The sequence below is a fragment of the Microbacterium sp. HD4P20 genome (assembly GCF_019449275.2).
Lineage (GTDB): Bacteria > Actinomycetota > Actinomycetes > Actinomycetales > Microbacteriaceae > Microbacterium.
In genome coordinates this window covers 209,356-227,512 of the sequence record NZ_JAHZQZ020000018.1, presented here as the reverse complement: position 1 = coordinate 227,512, position 18,157 = coordinate 209,356, and the positions used below count along the sequence as shown (strand labels likewise).

The window sequence follows — 18,157 nt, the reverse complement described above, 5'->3', positions numbered from 1 at the left end:
GCTACAAGCGCGATCCGCGCCAGGCTCGACCCTGGGAATCGCACCCTTCAAAGACGAAAGGCAAGAGATGAAGAAGTCTTCACTGCTCGCCGTGGCCGCCCTGACGGGCTCCGCCGCGCTGATGCTCGCCGGCTGTGCCGGCGGCGGCACGCCCACTGACAACGGCGACGGCGGCGAGGGTGGCGGCGACGCCACGGGGCGCGCGTGCGTGATCCTTCCCGACGCAGCATCCTCCCCTCGCTGGGAGAACTTCGACCGCGTCTACCTGCAGGAGGGCCTGGAGGCCGCCGGCTTCGAGGTCGACATCCAGAACGCGCAGGGCAACGTCAACACCTACTCGACGATCGCTGACCAGCAGCTCACGCAGGGCTGCGGCGTCATGCTCCTCGTTGACTACCAGGGCGCCGCCGAGGCCGTGGCCGCCAACGCCAAGGCCGAGGGCATCCCGGTCATCGCCTACGACCGCCCGTTCGAAGGCGCCGACTACTACGTGTCGTTCGACAACGTCGAGGTCGGCCGTCTGCAGGGACAGACCGTGCTGAACGGTCTCGAGGCGAAGGGCGTCGCACCCGCCGACGCGACTGTCGTCTACATCGGCGGCGACCCCACCGACGGCAACGCCGCGATGTTCCACGAGGGCGCCGACGAGGTGCTCTCCGAAGCCGGCATCACCCCGGCGGCCGAGCCGCCGGGGGCATGGGACCAGGCGAAGTCGCAGACCAACTTCGAGCAGGCGCTGACCTCGCTCGGCGGAGCGGTCGACGGCGTGTGGGCGGCCAACGACACCAATGCGGCCGGCGTCATCAAGGTCCTTCAGGACAACAACCTGCAGGGCGTGGCCGTCTCCGGTCAGGACGCCAACGTCGCGGGCCTTCAGAACATCCTGCTGGGATGGCAGACGGCCACCGTGTACAAGCCCGTCGCCGATGAGGCAGCGGCTGCCGTCGAGGTCGCGATCGCGCTGCTCAACGGCGAGGACGTCGCAACGGATGCCGAACTCGAGGACGGCACCCCGTACATCCAGGTGACGCCGATCCTGGTCGGCCCCGAAGAGGTCAAGGATGTCGTCGCGGCAGGCGATGCCTCGTTCGACGACGTCTGCACGCCCGAGGTCGCCGCGGCCTGCGAGCAGTACGGCGTGACCGAGTAACGCAGCGGTCCACAGCCGCGAGGGCGTCGCGTCGACACGGCGCGGCGCCCTCGCGGTGCGAAACCCGGCGCGAGCCGGACCGCCCCCCGAACAAGATCGCAGGGAAGCGAGCATGTCAGACACGATCACCACCACCTCCTCCGCCATAGACACGGAGCCGATCATCCAGCTGGTCGGCATCAAGAAGTCCTTCGGCCCAGTGAGCGTCCTCAAGGGCGTCGACCTGAAAGTGCATCCGGGCAAGGTCACCGCGCTGGTCGGCGACAACGGCGCCGGAAAGTCCACTCTCATCAAGGGTCTCGCGGGCGTGCAGCCCTACGACGAGGGAGAGGTGCTCATCGACGGTGTACACCGCGATCTGCACGCCCCCCGCGACGCGGCGCACCTGGGCATCGAGGTCGTCTACCAGGACCTCGCCCTGTGCGACAACCTCGACATCGTCCAGAACATGTTCCTCGGGCGCGAGGAGCTCTCGCACGGCACGTTCGATGAGGGCCGGATGGAGAAGGACGCGTCCGACACGCTGCGCTCGCTCTCGGTGCGCACCGTCAAGTCGGTCCGCCAGAAGGTGTCGAGCCTGTCGGGCGGGCAGCGCCAGACCGTCGCGATCGCTCGCGCGGTGCTCAAGAAGGCGCGAGTGGTCATCCTCGACGAGCCCACCGCCGCCCTCGGCGTCGCGCAGACCGAGCAGGTGCTCAACATGGTCAAGCGGCTGTCGGAGCAAGGCGTCGCGGTGATCCTGATCAGCCATAACCTCGCCGACGTCTTCGAGGTGGCCGACGACATCGCCGTGCTCTACCTCGGCCAGATGGTCGCCCAGATCCCCACCAGCCAGACGACTCGCGACGACGTCGTGGGTTACATCACCGGTACCAAGACCCTGGGCGGCGTCGAGATCGTCGGCACCGAGACCATTCGCACCGAAGGAGGCGCCGAATGAGCAGCAACGCGACGCGGACCCAAGCCGCACCCGACCCCGTCGCCAGCGACCTCATCGGCAGCGGCGTCGAAGGTGGCCTGCTGGATCAGGTGAAGGCCTGGTGGCAGCGCGTGCGCGGCGGCGAGATGGGGGCGCTCCCCGCCGTCGGCGGGCTCGTCGTCCTCGGCATCCTGTTCTCGCTCATGAGCCCCTTCTTCCTGACCGAGCGCAACTTCGCCAACCTGCTGAACCAGGCGGCCACGCTCGTCGTGCTCGGCATGGCGCTGGTGTTCGTGCTGCTGCTGGGGGAGATCGACCTGTCGGCCGGCGTGACCGGCGGCGTGGGCATGGCGCTGTTCGTGGTGCTGAACGCTCAGTTCGGCATTCCCTGGCCGCTCGCGCTGCTGCTCGGCTTCGGTTTCGGATTCCTCACCGGCGCCTTGATAGGTTTCTTCGTCGCCAGGATCGGGATTCCATCGTTCGTGGTGACACTCGGTCTCTTCCTCGGATTCCAGGGCCTGGCGCTGGTCATCATCGGCCCTGGCGGTCTGTACCGTCTCGAGGTGCCTGAGCTCATCGCGATCCAGAACGGCAACCTGCCGGTCTGGGGTGGGTGGCTCATGCTCGTGATCATGCTCGCGATCTCGGCGGGGACCGCGTTCTGGGACCGCGCTCGCCGGGCGCGCGCCGGGGTTCCCAACCGCACGCTGTCGCTGGTGTGGATCAAGCTGGCGGCCATCGCCGTCATCGGCGGCGCCGTTGTCTACGTCCTCAACCAGAACCGCGGGCAGTCCGTCGTCGAGGTCGCGGGTGTGCCGATCGTGGTGCCCGTCGTCCTGGCGATCCTGTGGATCGGTTCGTTCGTGCTCGACCGCACGAAGTTCGGGCGCTACGTGTACGCGATCGGCGGAAATGCCGAGGCCGCGCGGCGATCGGGCATCAAGGTGCGGTGGATCAAGTGGTGGGCGTTCGTCATCTGCTCGAGCCTCGCGGTCTTCTCGGCGCTGCTCAGCGTCGCCCGTGTCGGATCGGTCGACGCGACGGTCGGCCGTGACATCGTGCTCTCGGGCGTCGCCGCGGCCGTCGTGGGCGGAGTGAGCCTGTTCGGCGGGCGAGGCCGGCTCATCCACGCTGCCATCGGCGCCCTGGTGATCGCCGTCATCACGAACGGTCTGGCCCTGCTCAACCTGCCGGCAGGCATCAACCTGCTCGTCACCGGCGGGGTGCTGATCCTCGCCGCGACCGTCGACGCGCTCTCGCGACTGCGTTCCGGCGGCGGCAGGACGTAGCGCGTCGGACTGCGATGCGAGCGCCGGGCGGGCAAACCGTCCGGCGCTCGCGCGTGTCAGGGCCGGTGGATCGCGATGCGCTCTTCCACCCATTCCGGAACGTGCCGGCTCGCCGGGCCGACGCGCACCTCGTCGAAGGGCACGACCGCGTCGCTGGGCTCGAGGTTGAGCTCCACGGTCCGGGCACCGAACGCCGCCGCCAGCGCCGCGTAGCCTGCCGCGGGATACACCGAGCCGGAGGTGCCGATCGACACGAACATGTCGCACACGACGATCGCCTGCTCGATGCGGTCGAGCTCATACGGCATCTCGCCGAACCAGACCACGTCGGGGCGCAGCATCCGCTCCCCGCATGCCGGGCACGGCGGCCGATCGATCAGGTCGTCGTGCCACACCGGACGCGCACCGCACGCCAGGCACAGCGCGCGCAACAGCTCGCCGTGCATGTGCACCAGGTTGCCGGTACCGGCTCGCTCGTGCAGATCGTCGACGTTCTGGGTCACAACGAGCAGGTCGTCGCCGATCGCTCCTTCAAGGCGCGCGAGAGCCCGATGAGCGGAATTGGGCTCTACCAGCGGCAGCGCCCGGCGCCGCGCGTCATAGAAGGCGAGAACGGTGTCGGGGTCCGTCTCGAACGCCTCGGGCGTGGCGACGTCCTCGACACGGTGACCCTCCCACAGCCCGTCCGCGCCGCGAAAGGTGGGCACCCCGCTCTCCGCCGAGATGCCGGCGCCCGTGAGCACGACCATCCGCGTCATCCGGTGGCGCCCTCCACGTCCGCCGACGGCGGCGTCCGGCTCAGCAGCGCGCGCAGCGACTGGATGGTATCGGCCCCTTCGGGGGTCTTGTCGGGCCGATAGCCCTTCACGCGGGCGAACCGCAGCGCGACGCCGCCAGGGTAACGGGTCGAACGCTGTACGCCGTCGATCGCGATCTCGACGACCGTCTCGGGCCGCACGTGCACCGCATACGCCGAGCGATGGGTCTCGATCGTCGGGAAGTGCGCCGTCTGCCACCGCAGAGTCTCGTCGGTCAGTCCCTTGAACGTCTTGCCGACCATCACGAAGCCGCCCGGTTCGCCGAAGGCACCGTCGGGGTCGCGCGCGCCGAGGTGCAGGTTCGACAGCTGTCCTGTCCGCCGCCCCGATCCCCACTCCACGGCCAGGACCACAAGATCGAAGGTGAGCACCGGCTTGACCTTGATCCAGCTCTTGCCGCGGCGTCCTGCGGCGTAGGCGGATTCGATGCCCTTCACCATGACGCCCTCGTGACCTGCGGCGAGCGCTTCGCGCGAGAATTGCTCGGCCCGTGCGGCGTCGTCGGTGACGATGCCCGGCATTCGCGATGCGCCCGCCACCTGCTCGAGCACGTCGAGGCGAGTCGCGAGCGGTTCGTCGATGAGGTCGCGCCCGTCGAGGTGGAGGATGTCGAAGAACCACGGCCGCAGCACGGCCGCCGCACCGTTGCTGTGCCCCTCGGCCATCAACGAGCCGAACCGCGCCATGGTGTCTTGGAACGGCCTCGGCCCGCCGTCCTCGTCGAGCGACAGGGTCTCGCCATCGAGGATCACGCGCTGCGCCGGCAGCTCGCGGACCGCATCGACGATCTCGGGCACCCGGTGCGTGATGTCGGCGAGGCTTCGCGTGAACACCCGCACCGTGGCACCGTCGCGGTGCACCTGGATGCGCGCGCCGTCGAGCTTGTATTCGACGGATGCCGCTCCCCCGAGCGTCGCGAGCGCCTCCGTTGTCGAAGCCGCCGTCGACGCCAGCATCGGCAGCACGGCGCGGCCGACCTCCAGCCCGACGGCGGTGAGATCGTCGGCAGTCCCGGTGAGTGCGATGCGCGCGGTCTCGCCGAGATCGCCCGACAGCATGGCGGCTCGACGCACGACGGGCGCCTCCCGTTCCGAGGCCTTCGCGATGGCATCCAGCAGTATGCCCTCCAGCGCACCGGTGCGCAGCTCTCCGAGGATCACGCGGGCGAGGAAGTCCCACTCCCCCGCCGTCGATCGCGTCGCAAGATCGTCGAGCGCGCTGCGCCGGACGGCGACCGAACCCGGACCGTCGGCCACCGCGAGCCGCGTGAGCGCCGCGTCGACGTCGAGCACGGCGAGCGACGGCTCGGATGCATGCTCGATGTCGAGGTTACTCAGGCTCCGCCAGCCGACGCCGATGCGGCCCTGCCGCGGCCGGGCCGTGAGCAGGCCGATCGCCGGCGCGATCTCGTCGGGTTCGAGATCGCGCAGCGCGGCCGCGAGCGCGGCGACCTTGGCCAGCCTCGACGACGTCGCGGCGACGGCATCCGTCGCGGTCACGAGCTCATGCAGCAGCATTCCCGCATTCTCGCACCCGCTGCCGACACCCGTCGGAGGGGGTGCGGTGGGGCGGTTCGGGTGGCGCAACACGCCGAATCGCCCAACGGACCCCGCGTGTCGCGCCACCCGAAGCACGCCCGGCGGGCTCGATACCTCGACTCGGTGCTCCCTCCCCAGCGCGCCCGTCCAGGGCCTTGACGCTGGCCGCCACCGATGTGACCGTAGCGACACGCGTGAGATGGCCCAGACACCCAGCGATTCGCGCGGAACGACACCACCTGCCGCTGAAAGGAGAAGAGACGAATGATGTCCTCGAACCCCCCGAGCAACCACGATGAAGCCGAGACCGAGCAGAAGCACTCCGCCGCGATGTACGTCCGGTTCGGGGCGATGATCCTGACCGGAATGGTGGTCATGTACTGGGTCATGTTCGCGGGTTCGTGGGAGTGGAGCCATGTCCGCTTCAGCGCAAGCCGCGTGTTCATGGCCCTCACCATGGGAGGCACCATGGGGCTGGTCATGCTCGCGTGGATGCTCAACATGTACAAGAACACGAAGGCCAACATCGCGATCATCGCGGCCAGCACGTTGCTGATCGCAGGGGGCATCGCCTTGGACCGCAGCCAGATCCTCGTCGACGACACGGCATTCATGAGCGGCATGATTCCGCACCACTCGCTGGCGATCACCCGGTCCGAGCGCGCACAGCTCAGTGACATCCGCGTGTGCGAACTGGCCGTGAAGATCAGCGAGGCCCAGCGACGAGAGATCCTCGAGATGGAATGGCTGATCGCTGACATCGAACAGAACGGCCTCGCGCGCACCCGCGCAGCTGCAGAGAATCGACCCGTTCCCGATTTCAGCAGAGCCGCGGTACGGGAGTGCCCCGCCGACTGACCCGAAGGTCGGCCAGAGCTCTGAACGGCTCTGGTCGATCGAGCGTGTCTGGGTGAACCCCGGTTCGTTCGGGTGGCGCAACACGCGGAATCACGCAGCAGGATGCCGCGTGTCGTGCCACCTGAGGCGTTGAGGCCGCAGGACCGGGGCTGATCTCGCGGGCGGCGTCACCCGCGCGGCCGTGCGACGACGTCGCGCAGCGCGCTCTCGAGCTCAGAGAAGGCGAACGTGTAGCCCGCCGCGGTCAGCACGCCGGGCGCGACCCACCGACTCTTGAGCACGAGCTCGGGCTCGGTGCGCAGCGCCCACATCGCCGGCTCGAGCATGAACCGCCAGGCCGGAAGCCCGATCCGCGCGCCCACAATACGCCGCAGTGTCGCCATGAAGGTACGGTTGTCGCTTGCCGCGGGCGCGGCGAGGTTGACCGGCCCGGAAATGGCGGTGTGGTCGCGGACGAATCGCACGGCCCCGACGACGTCGTCGATGTGGATCCAGCTGAAGCGCTGCCGCCCGCGCGATCGGTGCGACGGCGCACGCCCGTCGCCGGTCGGATGCGGTCCGATCCCCCGATAGCGGCGGTGCGGGAACCACCAGCCGTCGTACTGCGGCCCGCCCAGGCCGGTGCGGGCCAGCCGCACCAGCGTCGCTGTGGCCGGTCCGTCGCCGAGCACGATCGCCATGCGGAGGGCCACCCGGCGCGTGGCGGGAAGGTCGTCTGCGAAGAACTCCTTCTCCCACGTGCGCGCAACGTCGACCGAGAACCCGGTGCCGAGCTCGCCGTCGCCCTCGGTCTGCGGGCGGTCCATCGCGTACCGGTAGATGGTGGCCGTGCTGGCGTTGAGCCACAGCGGAGGCGGGGCTGCGGCATCCGTCACCGCCTGCCGCAACAGTCGCGTGGTCTCCACTCGGGAGCGCAGGATCTCGTCTCGGTTCGCGTCGCTGTAGCGGCAGTTGACGGACTTGCCGGCCAGGTTCACCAGGATCGCGGCTCCGTCCACGAGTGAGCGGATGCCGCGGCCGTCGTCCCACGTCGCGTCGGCGCCGGATCGACCGATCGTGCGCACCTCGTAGCCGTCATCGGCGAGCGCACCGACGAGCGCCGACCCGACGAAGCCGGATGCCCCGGCGACAACGGCGACACCTCTCGGCGCGGGCTGTTCGGAACGGGGATCCATCGGTCTCAGTCTGGCACCATCGGGTGAGCCCTCGCGCCAGGTGGCTCCGCCGGCCCGCGCGTGCGCCGATCTCAGGGAGGATGATGGAGGCATGCCCGCTCCCCACCGCTCCGGTCTTCGGGTCAGCTCGGGGCTCACGATCCCCGAGGCCGAGCTTTCGTGGCGGTTCTCGCGGTCGTCCGGCCCGGGCGGGCAGGGCGTCAACACCGCGGATTCCCGAGCGGAACTGGTGTGGGATGCCGCCCGCTCGGCCGTGCTGTCGTCGGTCCAGCGTGAGCGACTGCTCGAGCGTCTGGCCGGTCGCCTGGTCGACGGAGTTCTGACGATCGCGGCGTCCGAACACCGTGCGCAGCTGCGGAACCGGGATGCCGCACGCGCTCGCCTAGCGGCCGTCGTGGCCGAGGCGATTCGGCCGCCTTCGCCCTCGCGGCGACCCACGACCCCGAGCCGGGGCGCGAAGGAGCGACGGCTGACGGCGAAGAAGCGGCGTACCGATGTCAAGCAGCTGCGCCGCCGCCCCACCGACTGACCGCTTCACACGCGAGCGCGCGCCGCTCTAACTGGCCTGCCATGCGCCCCAATGAGTAGGGTGACCTCATGACCGCACCCTCTGCCGTCGACCAGGCTCCGAAGGCCGAACGGCGGCGCCGGATCAGCCGCGGGACCGTGCTGATCGTCGGCGTGCTCGTGATCCCGTTCGCGCTGAGCGCCGCTCTGAACAGCTATGGCGCTCTCACCGTGGACAGCGCCCTCCGGATGGCCTTCGCGACCGTGGCCGGGCAGACGATCGCGATCCTCAGTGCCATCGCCGCCGTCGTTCTCACCGTCCGGCGGCGATACGCGTTGCCCGCGATCCTGGCATTCGCGCTCATCGCCGCGCTCATCACGACGTGGGCGATCGGCACGATGGCCTCTGCGGGCGACCTCCTGCTCGAGCGCTTGGCCACGATCGCCGAGGTCGACGAGCTGAATCGCTGAAGATCGGTGACGGAGGTCGACGAGCGTGGATGATCCCAGCGCGCGCCGACCCTTCGGTCATCGCGACGCTGCGGGCCTACGACGAACACGCGGACAAATATGTCGAACGCACCTCCACGGATCGGTCACCGCTTGTCGATGCTCTGGTCGCGTCCTTCAAGAGAGGTACGGGTGCCGGCTGGTCAGCGCACAAGCTGGATGCACCCCGATTCTTCACGTCCTGGCAGGAAGACGACCTCGCCGCGGTTGTCCGCGACTCCGGATGGGACGCTGTGAGCGTCACTGAGACAACCGAGGCTCGCTCTGACGAGAGATGGCTCCCGGTGATCGCGCGCGCGTCCCCAGACGACGGGTGACCTCTCCGGCGAAGCCACGCGACGGCGGAGCATCCCGTTGGACGGTGTTCTTCCGCGCGTCACCTGGCGGCCCTAGCGTTGACCCGTCCCTTGCCGATGTCGTCCCGAAGGAGACTCGATGGCCCCCCGCTTCCGCAGCATGCTCGCCGTGGCCGGCGCCCTGGCGCTGGCCGCCACCGGCGCCGCCACACCCGCCCTGGCCGCGCACCCGCACGGCGACTCCCCCGGTTCGGCCCACGGCGACCCGCTGCGCGTCGCGACGTTCAACCTGTCGCTGAACCGCAATGCGCCCGGACAGCTCGTCGCCGACCTCTCCACCGGCACGAACGCGCAGGCGCGCACGGTGGCCGAGATCATTCAGCGGGCCGACCCCGACGTCGTGCTGCTCAACGAGTTCGACTACGTCGAGGGCGGGGTCGCGGTCGATCTGTTCCGCGCGAACTACCTCGAGGTCGGTCAGAACGGCGCACCCGCCATCGACTACCCCTACGCGTTCGTCGCTCCCTCGAACACCGGCATCCCGAGCGGATTCGACCTGAACAACGACGGCGCGGTCGGCGGCGGCGACGACGCGTTCGGCTTCGGCGTGTTCGAGGGCCAGTACGGCATGGTCGTGCTGTCGAAGCATCCGATCGTGACCGACGATGTGCGCACCTTCCAGCACTTCCTGTGGAAGGACATGCCAGGCGCGCTGCTGCCCGACGACCCGGCGACGGCTGCACCGGCCGACTGGTACTCGCCCGAGGAGCTCGCGGTGATGCGCCTGTCGAGCAAGTCCCACTGGGACATCCCGGTGCAGGTCGGTCGCCAGACCGTGCACCTCCTGGCCTCCCACCCGACTCCGCCGACCTTCGACGGACCCGAGGACCGAAACGGCCGGCGCAACCACGACGAGATCCGGTTCTGGGCCGACTACGTCACGCCAGGCCAGAACCGCTACATCTACGACGACGCCGGCGTGCGGGGCGGTCTGAACCCGTCGCAGGCCTTCGTCATCGCCGGCGACCAGAACGCCGACCCGCTCGACGGGGACTCGGTGGATGCCGCGATCGATCAGCTGCTGCGCAACAAGCGCATCGTCGACCCGATGCCTGCGTCGGAGGGCGCCGTCGAAGCCGCCGCGCTGCAGGGCGGCGCGAACGCCATGCACCGTGGCGATCCGGCGTTCGACACCGCCGACTTCGCCGACACGGCGCCGGGCAACCTTCGCGCGGACTACGTGCTGCCCTCGCGCAAGCTGCGGGTCGCCGGTGCCGGCGTGTTCTGGCCCGTCTCGTCCGACCCGCTGTCGGCGCTCACCGGGACCTACCCGTTCCCGAGTAGCGACCACCGGCTGGTGTGGGTCGACGTGGAGCTGCGCCGCGCCGGCCGCTGAGATCGTCAGGCCGCGGCGGCGATCGAATCCGCCACGGCCTCGACGAACCGTTCGTAGTCCTCGGGCGTCTCGTCCGCCACGATCGCGCGCAGCACGACCTCGTCGGCGGTGTCGCGATAGCGACGGATGCCGTCGCCGAAGCGCTCCGGACCGATCACGGTGTCACGTGCCATGATTCCGAGTCGGGTGAAGTTGGCAGCGTACGAGGGGTAGCCCGCATAGCGCTCGGCCTCGATCCAGAGGCGCTCGGCGGCCGCGGGATCGGACGCCGCACGCACGTAGAGCGCCACGTGCACGGCCGGTGAAAGCGCGTGCGCCTCGTCGGCCTGAGCGCGCGCCAGGTCAGGCGTGAGCCAGCTCAGCAGAAGTCCATCGGATGCCTCGGCCCCGAGCCGCCGCATGCGCGGACCGAGCGCGCCCACCACGACCCGCGGCCGGTCGCCTCGGCGTGACCCGCCCAGCGCTTTCACGGCATCCGACACGCGACTCAGTGCCCCCGCCGCCCCGGCGCCGGAACCGATGCCGAGCACGAGCCGATCGACGGGCAGCGCAAGCTGCTCCACACGCGCGAGGACCTCGGCGGGCGCGCGCCGGTCGATCGGGATGACGCCCGTCGCCAGCGTCAGCCGCTCGGTGACGCGTGCGGCGGCAGCCAGTACCTCGAGCGAGTCGTGTCCGGGTGTGTCGTTGACCCAGAGGGTGTGAAGCCCTGCCCGTTCGACCGCGGATGCGAGACGCGCCGCCAGCTCGGGGCCCGCGGCCGCCGCGATGCCGATCGACAGGCGGCCGGTCATCGCGTGGCCATCGCGTCCACCAGACGCCCGACCTCGCCGGCCGCGGCGTAGAACTCTGCCAGCTCGACCCGTGAAGAGGGCAGCAGGATGACCTCGTCCACTCCGGCCTCGAAGAAGGCACGCGAACCCTCTGCGACCTGGGCCGGGTCGCCCCACAACGCGCGATCGAGCGGGTCGGGCTTGTCACCGACGTCCGCACGGGCGCGGGCTTCAGCATCCGGTCCGAACGCCGCCACCACGTACGCAACGATCTCGGCCGCCCCCTCCCGCCCCGCGGACGCCCGCGCCTCGCGGATCGCCGCGACGGCGGTCGCAACCTCGCCCGGCGTGTGACCGCTGTCGAGCACCGTGCCGTCTGCGACCTCTCCGCTCAGTTGCAGGGTCTTGGGGCCTTCGGCGGCGGCGTACACGCGCGGCGCCGCCTCGGGCGGGTAGTCCAGTCGCACGGCGTCAAGCGTCACGTAGCGCCCGGCGACGTCGACCTGCTGTCCGGCCAGCAGCGCGCGGAGCGCCGGCACATACTCCCGCATGAGCGTCAGCGGGGAGGCGACCCGTGCGCCCACCTGCGCCATCCACGGGAGCACGCCGTGCCCGACGCCTGGAAGCAGACGGCCCGGGAAGAGCCGCTCGATCGTGGCGATCTCCATGGCGGTCGCCGCGACGTTGCGCAGCGGCATCGGCGCGATGCCGATCCCGATCTTGAGCCGTTCCGTCCAGGCCAGCGCCGCCCCGACGGTCGCGAAGGCGGACTGCCGGAAGCAGTCCTCCCAGATCCACAGCTCCGGCACTCCGGCCGCTTCGGCGGCGAGGACGGCGTCGCGGAACTCGTCCGGCGAGTGCGTGTAGGGGTTGAAGATCGCACCGATGCGGGTCATGCGACCACTCTGTCAGCGGCGGCCGACACGCGCGAGCCCGAGCGCTCAGGCCACCGGCAGCCGAGGCACCGCGTTCAGCAGTTGAGCCGTGTACGGATGCTCCGGATGCGACAGCACGCGACGGGTCGCGCCTGTTTCGACCACGCGGCCGCTCTGCAGCACCGCGACCCGGGCGCACAGCGCCGACACGATCGTCAGATCGTGCGACACCAGCACCATGGCGATGCCTCGCTCGCGCGCCAGTCGCTGGAAGAGCTCGATCACCGTCATGCGCACCGAGGTGTCCAGGGCGCTCACCGGCTCGTCTGCCAGCAGCAGCCGCGGGCCGGGTGCGAGCGCCCGCGCGATCGCGATGCGCTGCCGCTGGCCCCCCGAAAACGCGTCGGGGTAGCGGGATGCCGCGTCGACAGGCAGATCGACCGCTCGCAGCAGCTCGGCGACGCGGGCGGCGCTCGCTGCGCGGTCCAGGTCCAGCCCGAGCGAGCGGATCGGCTCTGCGATCGAATCACCCACGCGCATGCGGGGATCGAGCGACGAGAACGGGTCCTGGTAGACCGGCTGCACCGCACGGCGAAACAGCCGCATCCCGGCCCGGTCGCGGCGGTCGAGAGGCGCACCGCCGAACAGGACGCGGCCTCCCGTCGGGGCGGCGAGGCCGAGCAGGATGCGCAGCAGCGTGGTCTTGCCGGCACCCGATTCCCCGACGAGCCCGACGCTCTCCCCCGCGGCGACGCTCAGGTCGATCTCGTGCAGCACGGGGGCGTCGTGGTGGTAGCGGAAGCTGACTCGGTCTGCTGCCAGCAGAGGCCCCGTCTTCTGCTGCGGCGTCGTGGTTGCGGCATCCGTCATCATCGCGCCCCCTCGCCGTGCTCGGGGAGGAACGCCTCGAGTTCTCGAGAGGCCGACACGAGGGTGCGGGAGTAGTCCGTGGCCGGCGCGGTCAGCAGCGTCGTGGTGTCGGCGAGCTCGACCTGTCGGCCGTCGCGCATCACCAGAACCCGGTCGGTGATGCCGGCGACCACCGGCAGGTCGTGGCTGATGAAGATCAGCGACATCCCGCGTTCTTCGACCTCGCGCTGCAGCAGTGCGAGCACTCCGGCCTGCACAGTGACATCGAGTGCCGTCGTGGGCTCATCGGCGATGAGCAGCCGCGGACCGGCAGCGAGCGCCAGGGCGATCGCGACGCGCTGCCGCTGACCGCCCGAGATCTCGTGGATGTACGCGCGGGCGACGCGCTCGGGGTGGGGCAGCTGCACGTCGGCCAGAGCGTCGAGCACCGCGCGTCGCAGGGCGTCGCCGCGCAGGCCGCGGTGGTGCGCGAACGGCCAGGCGAGCTGCTTGCCGATCCGCATCAGGGGATCGAGCGAGGCCAGTGGCTCTTGGAAGACGGCGCCGACGGCCGACCCTCGCATGCGGTCGAGACGGCGCTGCGACGCCGCGATCACATCGACGTCGCCGCCGGGGGCATCGAGCACAGCCCGCCCCCGGGCCCGCAGCGGGTGCGCGAGCAGTCCGAGGATGGCGAGCGCGGTCACCGACTTGCCCGACCCCGACTCGCCGATGATGCCCAGGCGCTCGCCCGCGTCCAGCGTGAACGAGACCTCGTGCACCAGGTCTCGGGGCTCGGCACCCTCGACCCGCACACCCAGCCCGTCCAGGGTCAGCAGCGCGCTCATCGGATGCTCCTCGAGGCCGGGTCGGCCACGTCCCGCAGGCCGTCTGCGATCAGATTCGTGCCGATGATCGTGGCCACCAGAAGGATGCCCGGGAGAATGGCCGCGGTCGGCGAGACCAGCACCGTGCTCTGGGCTTCCTGCAGCATCCGTCCCCACGACGCGTTCGGCGGCGGCGAACCGAGGCCGAGGTACGACAGGGATGCCTCGGCCACGACCGCGCCGCCGAACTGCAGTGCGAGGGGCACGATGAGGGTGGGCCACACGTTGGGCAGCACGTGGATTCCGATGAGCCGCAGCATCCCGGTTCCCGAGGTGCGCGAGGCGGTGATGAAGTCCTGCGCCAGCACGCGTGTCGAGGTGATCCTGGTGAGCCGGGCGATCACCGCGGCGCCGGCGAGACCGATGGCGAGGATCGCGGACTCCATCGAGGCGCCGCGCCACGCGACGATGAGCATCGCCAGCAGCAGCGTCGGGAACGCGATCGCGATGTCGAGCAGGCTCGAGATGGCGTCGTCGAGCCATCGGCCGGCGACAGCGGCGACAAGCCCCAGGCTCACGCCGATGACCGCCGCGATGAGCACCGAGCCGACGCCGACGATGAGAGCGAGGCGGGCTCCCACCATGAGCTGCGAGAAGAGGTCGCGGCCCAGCCGGTCGGTGCCCGCCCAGTGCTCGGCCGAGGGCGGCATGAGGCGCTCGCCCGTGGTGTCTTCCAGACCGTACGGCGTCCAAAGCAGCGACACCAGCGCGACGACGGCGATGGCGCCGAACAGCACACCGCCCGCGGCGAGGTTGATCGAGCGGCGCGCGCGGGGGCGCCGCCCGGACGCGGCCGGCGCCGTGGCGTCGGCGGGGACCGTCGGGATCGTCACCGTCATGCGGTCACCTCCACCGCCGCTGCGTCCTCTCGCGCCGGCGCCGCCCGCCGGTTGCCCGACAGCGAGCCGCGCAACCGCGGATCGATCAGGCGCTGGATGACGTCGGCGGCGAAGCCCAGCAGCAGCACCAGCGCCGTCGAGAACAGCAGCACGCCCTGCACGCTGGGAAAGTCCTGCTCCTTGATGCCCACGAGCAGCATGTCGCCGAGGCCCGGCAGTGCGAACACCCGCTCGATCACCACCGCCCCGACGAACGTCGTCGAGAGCATGATCGCCAGGATCGAGATGACCGGCACGACGGCGTTGCGCACGCCGTGCCGCCACAGCGCCGTGCCGAAGCTCTGCCCCGTCGCGCGGGCCGCCCGCATGTACTGCTGACCGAGGATGTCGAGGGTCGCGCTGCGGACGTAGCGGGCCAGATCGCTTCCGGCCACGAGCGCGATGGTCATGACCGGCAGCACGAGGGCGTAGAGCGCAGCGCCGGGGTCCTCCCAGTCGGTGCGCGGGAAGCCGCCGGCAGGGAACACTCGCCAGCCGAGCGATAGCACCGCGACGAGCAGGATGCCGACCCAGAACACCGGCACCGCTCCCCCGAGCTGCGACAGCGCCGAGAACGTCGCGCCGTACCAGGTGCGCGACTTCCAGGCGGCGAAGAAGCCGACGGGGACCGCGATGAGCACGGCGAGCAGGAATGAGAACAGCGTCAACGGCAGCGTGACGTTCAGGCGCCGGACGATCTCGTCGCCGACCGAGAGGCGGTTCGTGAACGATTGGCCCAGGTCGAGCGTGACCAGTTGGCGCAGATAGTCGACGTACTGCTCCCAGATCGGGCGGTCCACACCCAGGCGAGCCGCGGCGGCTGCGATGTCGGCATCCGTCGCCCCCACCGAGATCAGCGCGAAGACCGGGTTTCCGAGCACGCGCAGCACGACGAACAGGATTGTCGCCGCCAGCACGAAGGCCAGCAGCAGCAATCCTGTCCGTCGGAGGAGATAGCGGCCTATGATGCCGCCTTCTCGATGCCGTACACGTAGAACAGCGAGTTCAGGCCGTTCTGCGGAACACCACTGACGCCCTCGGCGGCGATCCGCAGCTGCGGGTTGAGGTACAGCCACACGCTGGCCGCGTCGTCCGAGATCTGCTGGTTGGCCTTCTTCACCAGCTCGGTCTGCTCGTCCGTCGACGCCGCCTTCTCGGAGTCGGCGAGCCACGTCTGCACGTCGGCGTTGTCGTAGCCCCAGTAGAAGTCGGGGTTGCCGTAGAAATTGATGTCGCGGTCGTTGACGTGGCCCTGGAGCGTCGCCTGGAAGTCCTTGTCGGTGTAGACCTTCTGGTACCACTCGTCATCGGTGATCACGTTGATCTCGACAGTGATGCCGACCTTCGCGAGCTCTGACTTGACGAACTCGGCGACGGTCGAGTGCACGCCGGAGTCTGGCGTGTCCAGCGAGAAGGTGAAGCCGTCGGCGTAGCCGGCGTCGGCCAGCAGCTCCTCGGCGAGTTCGACGTCGTACGGGTTGTTGTCGGCGAGGTCGATGAACCACGGCTCCGACGGCGGCACCATCGAGCCGATGAGCTGGCCGCGGCCGTCCCAGATCGCGTCGAGCAGCTTCTCGCGGTCGATCGCGGAGTAGATCGCCTTGCGAACCTCGACGCTGTCGAACGGCGCCACGCGGTCGTTGAACGCGAGGAGCTCCTTCGTGGTGGACGTGCCCTCGATGATCTCGAAGCCGGCGGCCTCGAACTCGGCGAGGCTGTCGGGGTTGGACTGGCTCGTCACCAGGTCGACCGCGCCGGTCAGCAGCGCGTTGTTCAGCGCGGTCGGGTCGGCGTAGTACTGGTAGACGACGCCGCCGTTGGCCGGAGCCTCGCCCCAGTACTCGTCGTTCAGCTCGAGGGTGATCGAGTCGCCCTTGCGGTAATCGGCGAGCTGGTAGGGACCGCTGCCGTCCTCGGTCGCCGTCAGGTCGCCCGCTGCCGGATTCACGATCCACACGTAGCCGAGGTTGTACGTGAAGCTGATCGAGGGCTGCGTGAGGGTGACGGCGACGGTCTTGTCGTCCACGACGTCCACGTGGTCGATGACGCTCAGCTGCCGCTTGCGCGCCGCGATCGACTCCTCGCTCACGAACCGCTCGAGGCTGTACTTGACCGCTTCAGCGTCGACCGGGTCGCCGGAGTGGAAGGTCGCGTCCTCCTGAAGGGTGAACGTGTAGACCAGGCCGTCCTCCGACACCTCGGTCTCGGCCGCGAGGAGCGGCTCGACAGTGGCGTCGTCGGTGATCCGGAACAGACCCTCGTAGACGTTGCCGGTGAACACCTCGGTCACGCCCGAGCTGCCGCCGAAGATCTGGTCGAGGTTCGTGGGCTCGTTCTGCGAGCCGACGACGATCTCGGCGTTCGGGTCGGCCTCGCCGGTGGCGCCGCCCGAGGACGGTGCGCCGGAGGCGCAGCCCGCGAGGACGAGGGCGGCGGCGGTGAGAGCCGCGGCCGCGGCTCCCAGACGTCGGATACGTGAGGACACGTCGGTTCCTTTGCTGTTCGGGTAAGCAGGTGCAGATCTGTGTGCGCGCCCCGTGGACGCGGCGAGTTAGAGCGTGAAGCCGTCGGCGAAGCGCACGCGCTTCTCACCGGCCCGGATGGGAAAAGGCAGCCGGTTCTGCAGCGGCGGCAGCGGGCAGTTCATCTGATTCGAGAACCCGCAGGGCGGCACGGTGGCGCGGTTGAAATCGATCGTGATCGGGATGCTGTCGCCCGGAGCGAGCGCCCGGTCAGACGCCGGGTGATCCAAGAACAGGAACCGTCCCGCGCCGTAGCTCTCCGCACCGTTCGTGCGGTCGCCGAACACGAGCTGCAGCTTGGCGTGGCCGCCGTAGACGGTGTCGAACGCGTTGAGGCGATACTCGGTGCCCTCGACCTCGAAAACGAGGTCACCCGAGACGGGCAGCCCGCGCGTGGCCCCGGCATCCTTGATGTGCTCGAACGGCACGACGCGCTCTTCATCGACCAGTTCGAAGCGGCCGGGCAGCACCCACTCCGGGTCGTAGTCGTAGTACTCGATCTCTTCGAACGCCTGCTGCGCCGGCGAGTCCTGCCGCCAGATGCGGTAGCCCTCCTGCGTCAGACCGCTGTTCTGACCAGCGCTGTTCTGACCGGCGCTGTTCTGATCGGCGCTGTTGTGATCGGAGCTGTCGAGGTCCGCGCGCTGGAGCCGGGTGAAAAGCGCGTCGTCGGGATGCCCTGCGCGCGCCTCTCTCTCGTCCACCGGCGGCTGGCCGGCGGGCGACCAGTGCGTCAGCACCAGCGACAGCGCGCCGTCGGGCGCCGTCACCTTGCGGCGCCGCGCCGCGATCCAGTCTTCGTGCTCGAGCAGAGCTGTAGAACTCACCATCACAGGAGATCAAATCGCGAGCGGCATCCGAAAATTCCGTTTCACAGTGTTTCACTATGAACGAAGGTGTCGGGCATAGTGCGAATC

Annotated in this window: 18 protein-coding genes; 7 read left to right on the top strand and 11 right to left on the bottom strand. The window is 69.8% G+C overall.

Annotated elements, in window-relative coordinates; genetic code table 11:
• Window positions 1–67: 67 nt before the first annotated feature.
• The 3 genes from K0817_RS14410 (at window position 68) to K0817_RS14400 (ending at window position 3,358) form a co-directional block, all read left to right on the top strand.
• Window positions 68–1,150 (top strand): substrate-binding domain-containing protein, encoded by a 1,083-nt coding sequence (locus K0817_RS14410; protein ID WP_219982219.1) that lies wholly within the window; start codon window positions 68–70, stop codon window positions 1,148–1,150.
• A 112-nt stretch (window positions 1,151–1,262) separates the two neighbouring features.
• A complete protein-coding gene (locus K0817_RS14405) occupies window positions 1,263–2,090 on the top strand; it encodes an ATP-binding cassette domain-containing protein (RefSeq protein ID WP_219982218.1) in 828 nt (275 codons plus the stop codon).
• Window positions 2,087–3,358, top strand: a complete 1,272-nt coding sequence (locus tag K0817_RS14400; protein ID WP_219982217.1) for a sugar ABC transporter permease — start codon at window positions 2,087–2,089, stop codon at window positions 3,356–3,358. Before K0817_RS14405 ends, K0817_RS14400 begins: the two co-directional genes overlap by 4 nt.
• Window positions 3,359–3,414: 56 nt before the next feature.
• On the opposite strand, the gene K0817_RS14395 is transcribed toward K0817_RS14400, so the two are convergent.
• A complete protein-coding gene (locus tag K0817_RS14395; protein WP_219982216.1) occupies window positions 3,415–4,116 on the bottom strand; it encodes an NAD-dependent deacylase in 702 nt (233 codons plus the stop codon).
• Window positions 4,113–5,693, bottom strand: coding sequence for an ATP-dependent DNA ligase (locus tag K0817_RS14390; protein ID WP_219982215.1), 1,581 nt, complete (start codon window positions 5,691–5,693; stop codon window positions 4,113–4,115). The genes K0817_RS14395 and K0817_RS14390 overlap by 4 nt, the downstream gene beginning before the upstream one ends.
• A gap of 288 nt (window positions 5,694–5,981) precedes the next feature.
• Here K0817_RS14390 and K0817_RS14385 point away from each other — a divergent pair, with 288 nt between their 5' ends.
• The gene (locus K0817_RS14385) at window positions 5,982–6,572 is read left to right on the top strand and encodes a DUF305 domain-containing protein (protein ID WP_253735404.1); all 591 of its coding nucleotides are present in this window, start codon (window positions 5,982–5,984) and stop codon (window positions 6,570–6,572) included.
• Between the two features lie 167 nt (window positions 6,573–6,739).
• Here the strand turns inward: K0817_RS14385 and K0817_RS14380 are convergent, their stop codons facing one another.
• Window positions 6,740–7,747, bottom strand: coding sequence for an epimerase (locus tag K0817_RS14380; protein WP_219982213.1), 1,008 nt, complete (start codon window positions 7,745–7,747; stop codon window positions 6,740–6,742).
• 91 nt (window positions 7,748–7,838) lie between these two features.
• Here K0817_RS14380 and arfB point away from each other — a divergent pair, with 91 nt between their 5' ends.
• The 3 genes from arfB (at window position 7,839) to K0817_RS14365 (ending at window position 10,456) form a co-directional block, all read left to right on the top strand.
• Window positions 7,839–8,276 (top strand): alternative ribosome rescue aminoacyl-tRNA hydrolase ArfB, encoded by a 438-nt coding sequence (arfB, locus tag K0817_RS14375; protein ID WP_219982212.1) that lies wholly within the window; start codon window positions 7,839–7,841, stop codon window positions 8,274–8,276.
• A 68-nt stretch (window positions 8,277–8,344) separates the two neighbouring features.
• Window positions 8,345–8,725, top strand: a complete 381-nt coding sequence (locus K0817_RS14370; RefSeq protein ID WP_219982211.1) for a hypothetical protein — start codon at window positions 8,345–8,347, stop codon at window positions 8,723–8,725.
• Window positions 8,726–9,199: 474 nt separating this feature from the next.
• Window positions 9,200–10,456 (top strand): endonuclease/exonuclease/phosphatase family protein, encoded by a 1,257-nt coding sequence (locus K0817_RS14365; RefSeq protein ID WP_219982209.1) that lies wholly within the window; start codon window positions 9,200–9,202, stop codon window positions 10,454–10,456.
• Window positions 10,457–10,461: 5 nt separating this feature from the next.
• On the opposite strand, the gene K0817_RS14360 is transcribed toward K0817_RS14365, so the two are convergent.
• The 8 genes from K0817_RS14360 to K0817_RS14325 form a co-directional block, all read right to left on the bottom strand.
• On the bottom strand, window positions 10,462–11,250 hold the full coding sequence (locus K0817_RS14360) for an LLM class flavin-dependent oxidoreductase (RefSeq protein ID WP_219982208.1): 789 nt from the start codon (window positions 11,248–11,250) through the stop codon (window positions 10,462–10,464).
• Window positions 11,247–12,125, bottom strand: coding sequence for an LLM class flavin-dependent oxidoreductase (locus tag K0817_RS14355; protein WP_219982207.1), 879 nt, complete (start codon window positions 12,123–12,125; stop codon window positions 11,247–11,249). Before K0817_RS14355 ends, K0817_RS14360 begins: the two co-directional genes overlap by 4 nt.
• Window positions 12,126–12,170: 45 nt before the next feature.
• On the bottom strand, window positions 12,171–12,974 hold the full coding sequence (locus tag K0817_RS14350; protein ID WP_219982206.1) for an ABC transporter ATP-binding protein: 804 nt from the start codon (window positions 12,972–12,974) through the stop codon (window positions 12,171–12,173).
• Entirely contained in the window at window positions 12,974–13,801 is an 828-nt protein-coding gene (locus K0817_RS14345) for an ABC transporter ATP-binding protein (protein ID WP_219982205.1), read from the bottom strand. Before K0817_RS14345 ends, K0817_RS14350 begins: the two co-directional genes overlap by 1 nt.
• Window positions 13,798–14,679, bottom strand: a complete 882-nt coding sequence (locus K0817_RS14340) for an ABC transporter permease (protein ID WP_219982204.1) — start codon at window positions 14,677–14,679, stop codon at window positions 13,798–13,800. The genes K0817_RS14345 and K0817_RS14340 overlap by 4 nt, the downstream gene beginning before the upstream one ends.
• Window positions 14,676–15,683, bottom strand: a complete 1,008-nt coding sequence (locus tag K0817_RS14335; protein ID WP_219982360.1) for an ABC transporter permease — start codon at window positions 15,681–15,683, stop codon at window positions 14,676–14,678. The genes K0817_RS14340 and K0817_RS14335 overlap by 4 nt, the downstream gene beginning before the upstream one ends.
• Window positions 15,680–17,203 carry an ABC transporter substrate-binding protein gene (locus K0817_RS14330; protein ID WP_219982203.1) on the bottom strand — a complete coding sequence of 508 codons (1,524 nt, stop codon included), beginning with the start codon at window positions 17,201–17,203 and terminating at the stop codon, window positions 15,680–15,682. Before K0817_RS14330 ends, K0817_RS14335 begins: the two co-directional genes overlap by 4 nt.
• Before the next feature lie 66 nt (window positions 17,204–17,269).
• On the bottom strand, window positions 17,270–18,067 hold the full coding sequence (locus K0817_RS14325; protein WP_253735402.1) for a DUF1684 domain-containing protein: 798 nt from the start codon (window positions 18,065–18,067) through the stop codon (window positions 17,270–17,272).
• Window positions 18,068–18,157: the final 90 nt, after the last annotated feature.

Bases quoted from the DNA above. Each gene is read 5' to 3' on its own strand.
- K0817_RS14410 (WP_219982219.1), top strand. From the start codon at position 68: ATGAAGAAGTCTTCACTGCTCGCCGTGGCCGCCCTGACGGGCTCCGCC.
- K0817_RS14405 (WP_219982218.1), top strand. From the start codon at position 1,263: ATGTCAGACACGATCACCACCACCTCCTCCGCCATAGACACGGAGCCG.
- K0817_RS14400 (WP_219982217.1), top strand. From the start codon at position 2,087: ATGAGCAGCAACGCGACGCGGACCCAAGCCGCACCCGACCCCGTCGCC.
- K0817_RS14395 (WP_219982216.1), bottom strand. From the start codon at position 4,116: ATGACGCGGATGGTCGTGCTCACGGGCGCCGGCATCTCGGCGGAGAGC.
- K0817_RS14390 (WP_219982215.1), bottom strand. From the start codon at position 5,693: ATGCTGCTGCATGAGCTCGTGACCGCGACGGATGCCGTCGCCGCGACG.
- K0817_RS14385 (WP_253735404.1), top strand. From the start codon at position 5,982: ATGTCCTCGAACCCCCCGAGCAACCACGATGAAGCCGAGACCGAGCAG.
- K0817_RS14380 (WP_219982213.1), bottom strand. From the start codon at position 7,747: ATGGATCCCCGTTCCGAACAGCCCGCGCCGAGAGGTGTCGCCGTTGTC.
- arfB (WP_219982212.1), top strand. From the start codon at position 7,839: ATGCCCGCTCCCCACCGCTCCGGTCTTCGGGTCAGCTCGGGGCTCACG.
- K0817_RS14370 (WP_219982211.1), top strand. From the start codon at position 8,345: ATGACCGCACCCTCTGCCGTCGACCAGGCTCCGAAGGCCGAACGGCGG.
- K0817_RS14365 (WP_219982209.1), top strand. From the start codon at position 9,200: ATGGCCCCCCGCTTCCGCAGCATGCTCGCCGTGGCCGGCGCCCTGGCG.
- K0817_RS14360 (WP_219982208.1), bottom strand. From the start codon at position 11,250: ATGACCGGCCGCCTGTCGATCGGCATCGCGGCGGCCGCGGGCCCCGAG.
- K0817_RS14355 (WP_219982207.1), bottom strand. From the start codon at position 12,125: ATGACCCGCATCGGTGCGATCTTCAACCCCTACACGCACTCGCCGGAC.
- K0817_RS14350 (WP_219982206.1), bottom strand. From the start codon at position 12,974: ATGACGGATGCCGCAACCACGACGCCGCAGCAGAAGACGGGGCCTCTG.
- K0817_RS14345 (WP_219982205.1), bottom strand. From the start codon at position 13,801: ATGAGCGCGCTGCTGACCCTGGACGGGCTGGGTGTGCGGGTCGAGGGT.
- K0817_RS14340 (WP_219982204.1), bottom strand. From the start codon at position 14,679: ATGACGGTGACGATCCCGACGGTCCCCGCCGACGCCACGGCGCCGGCC.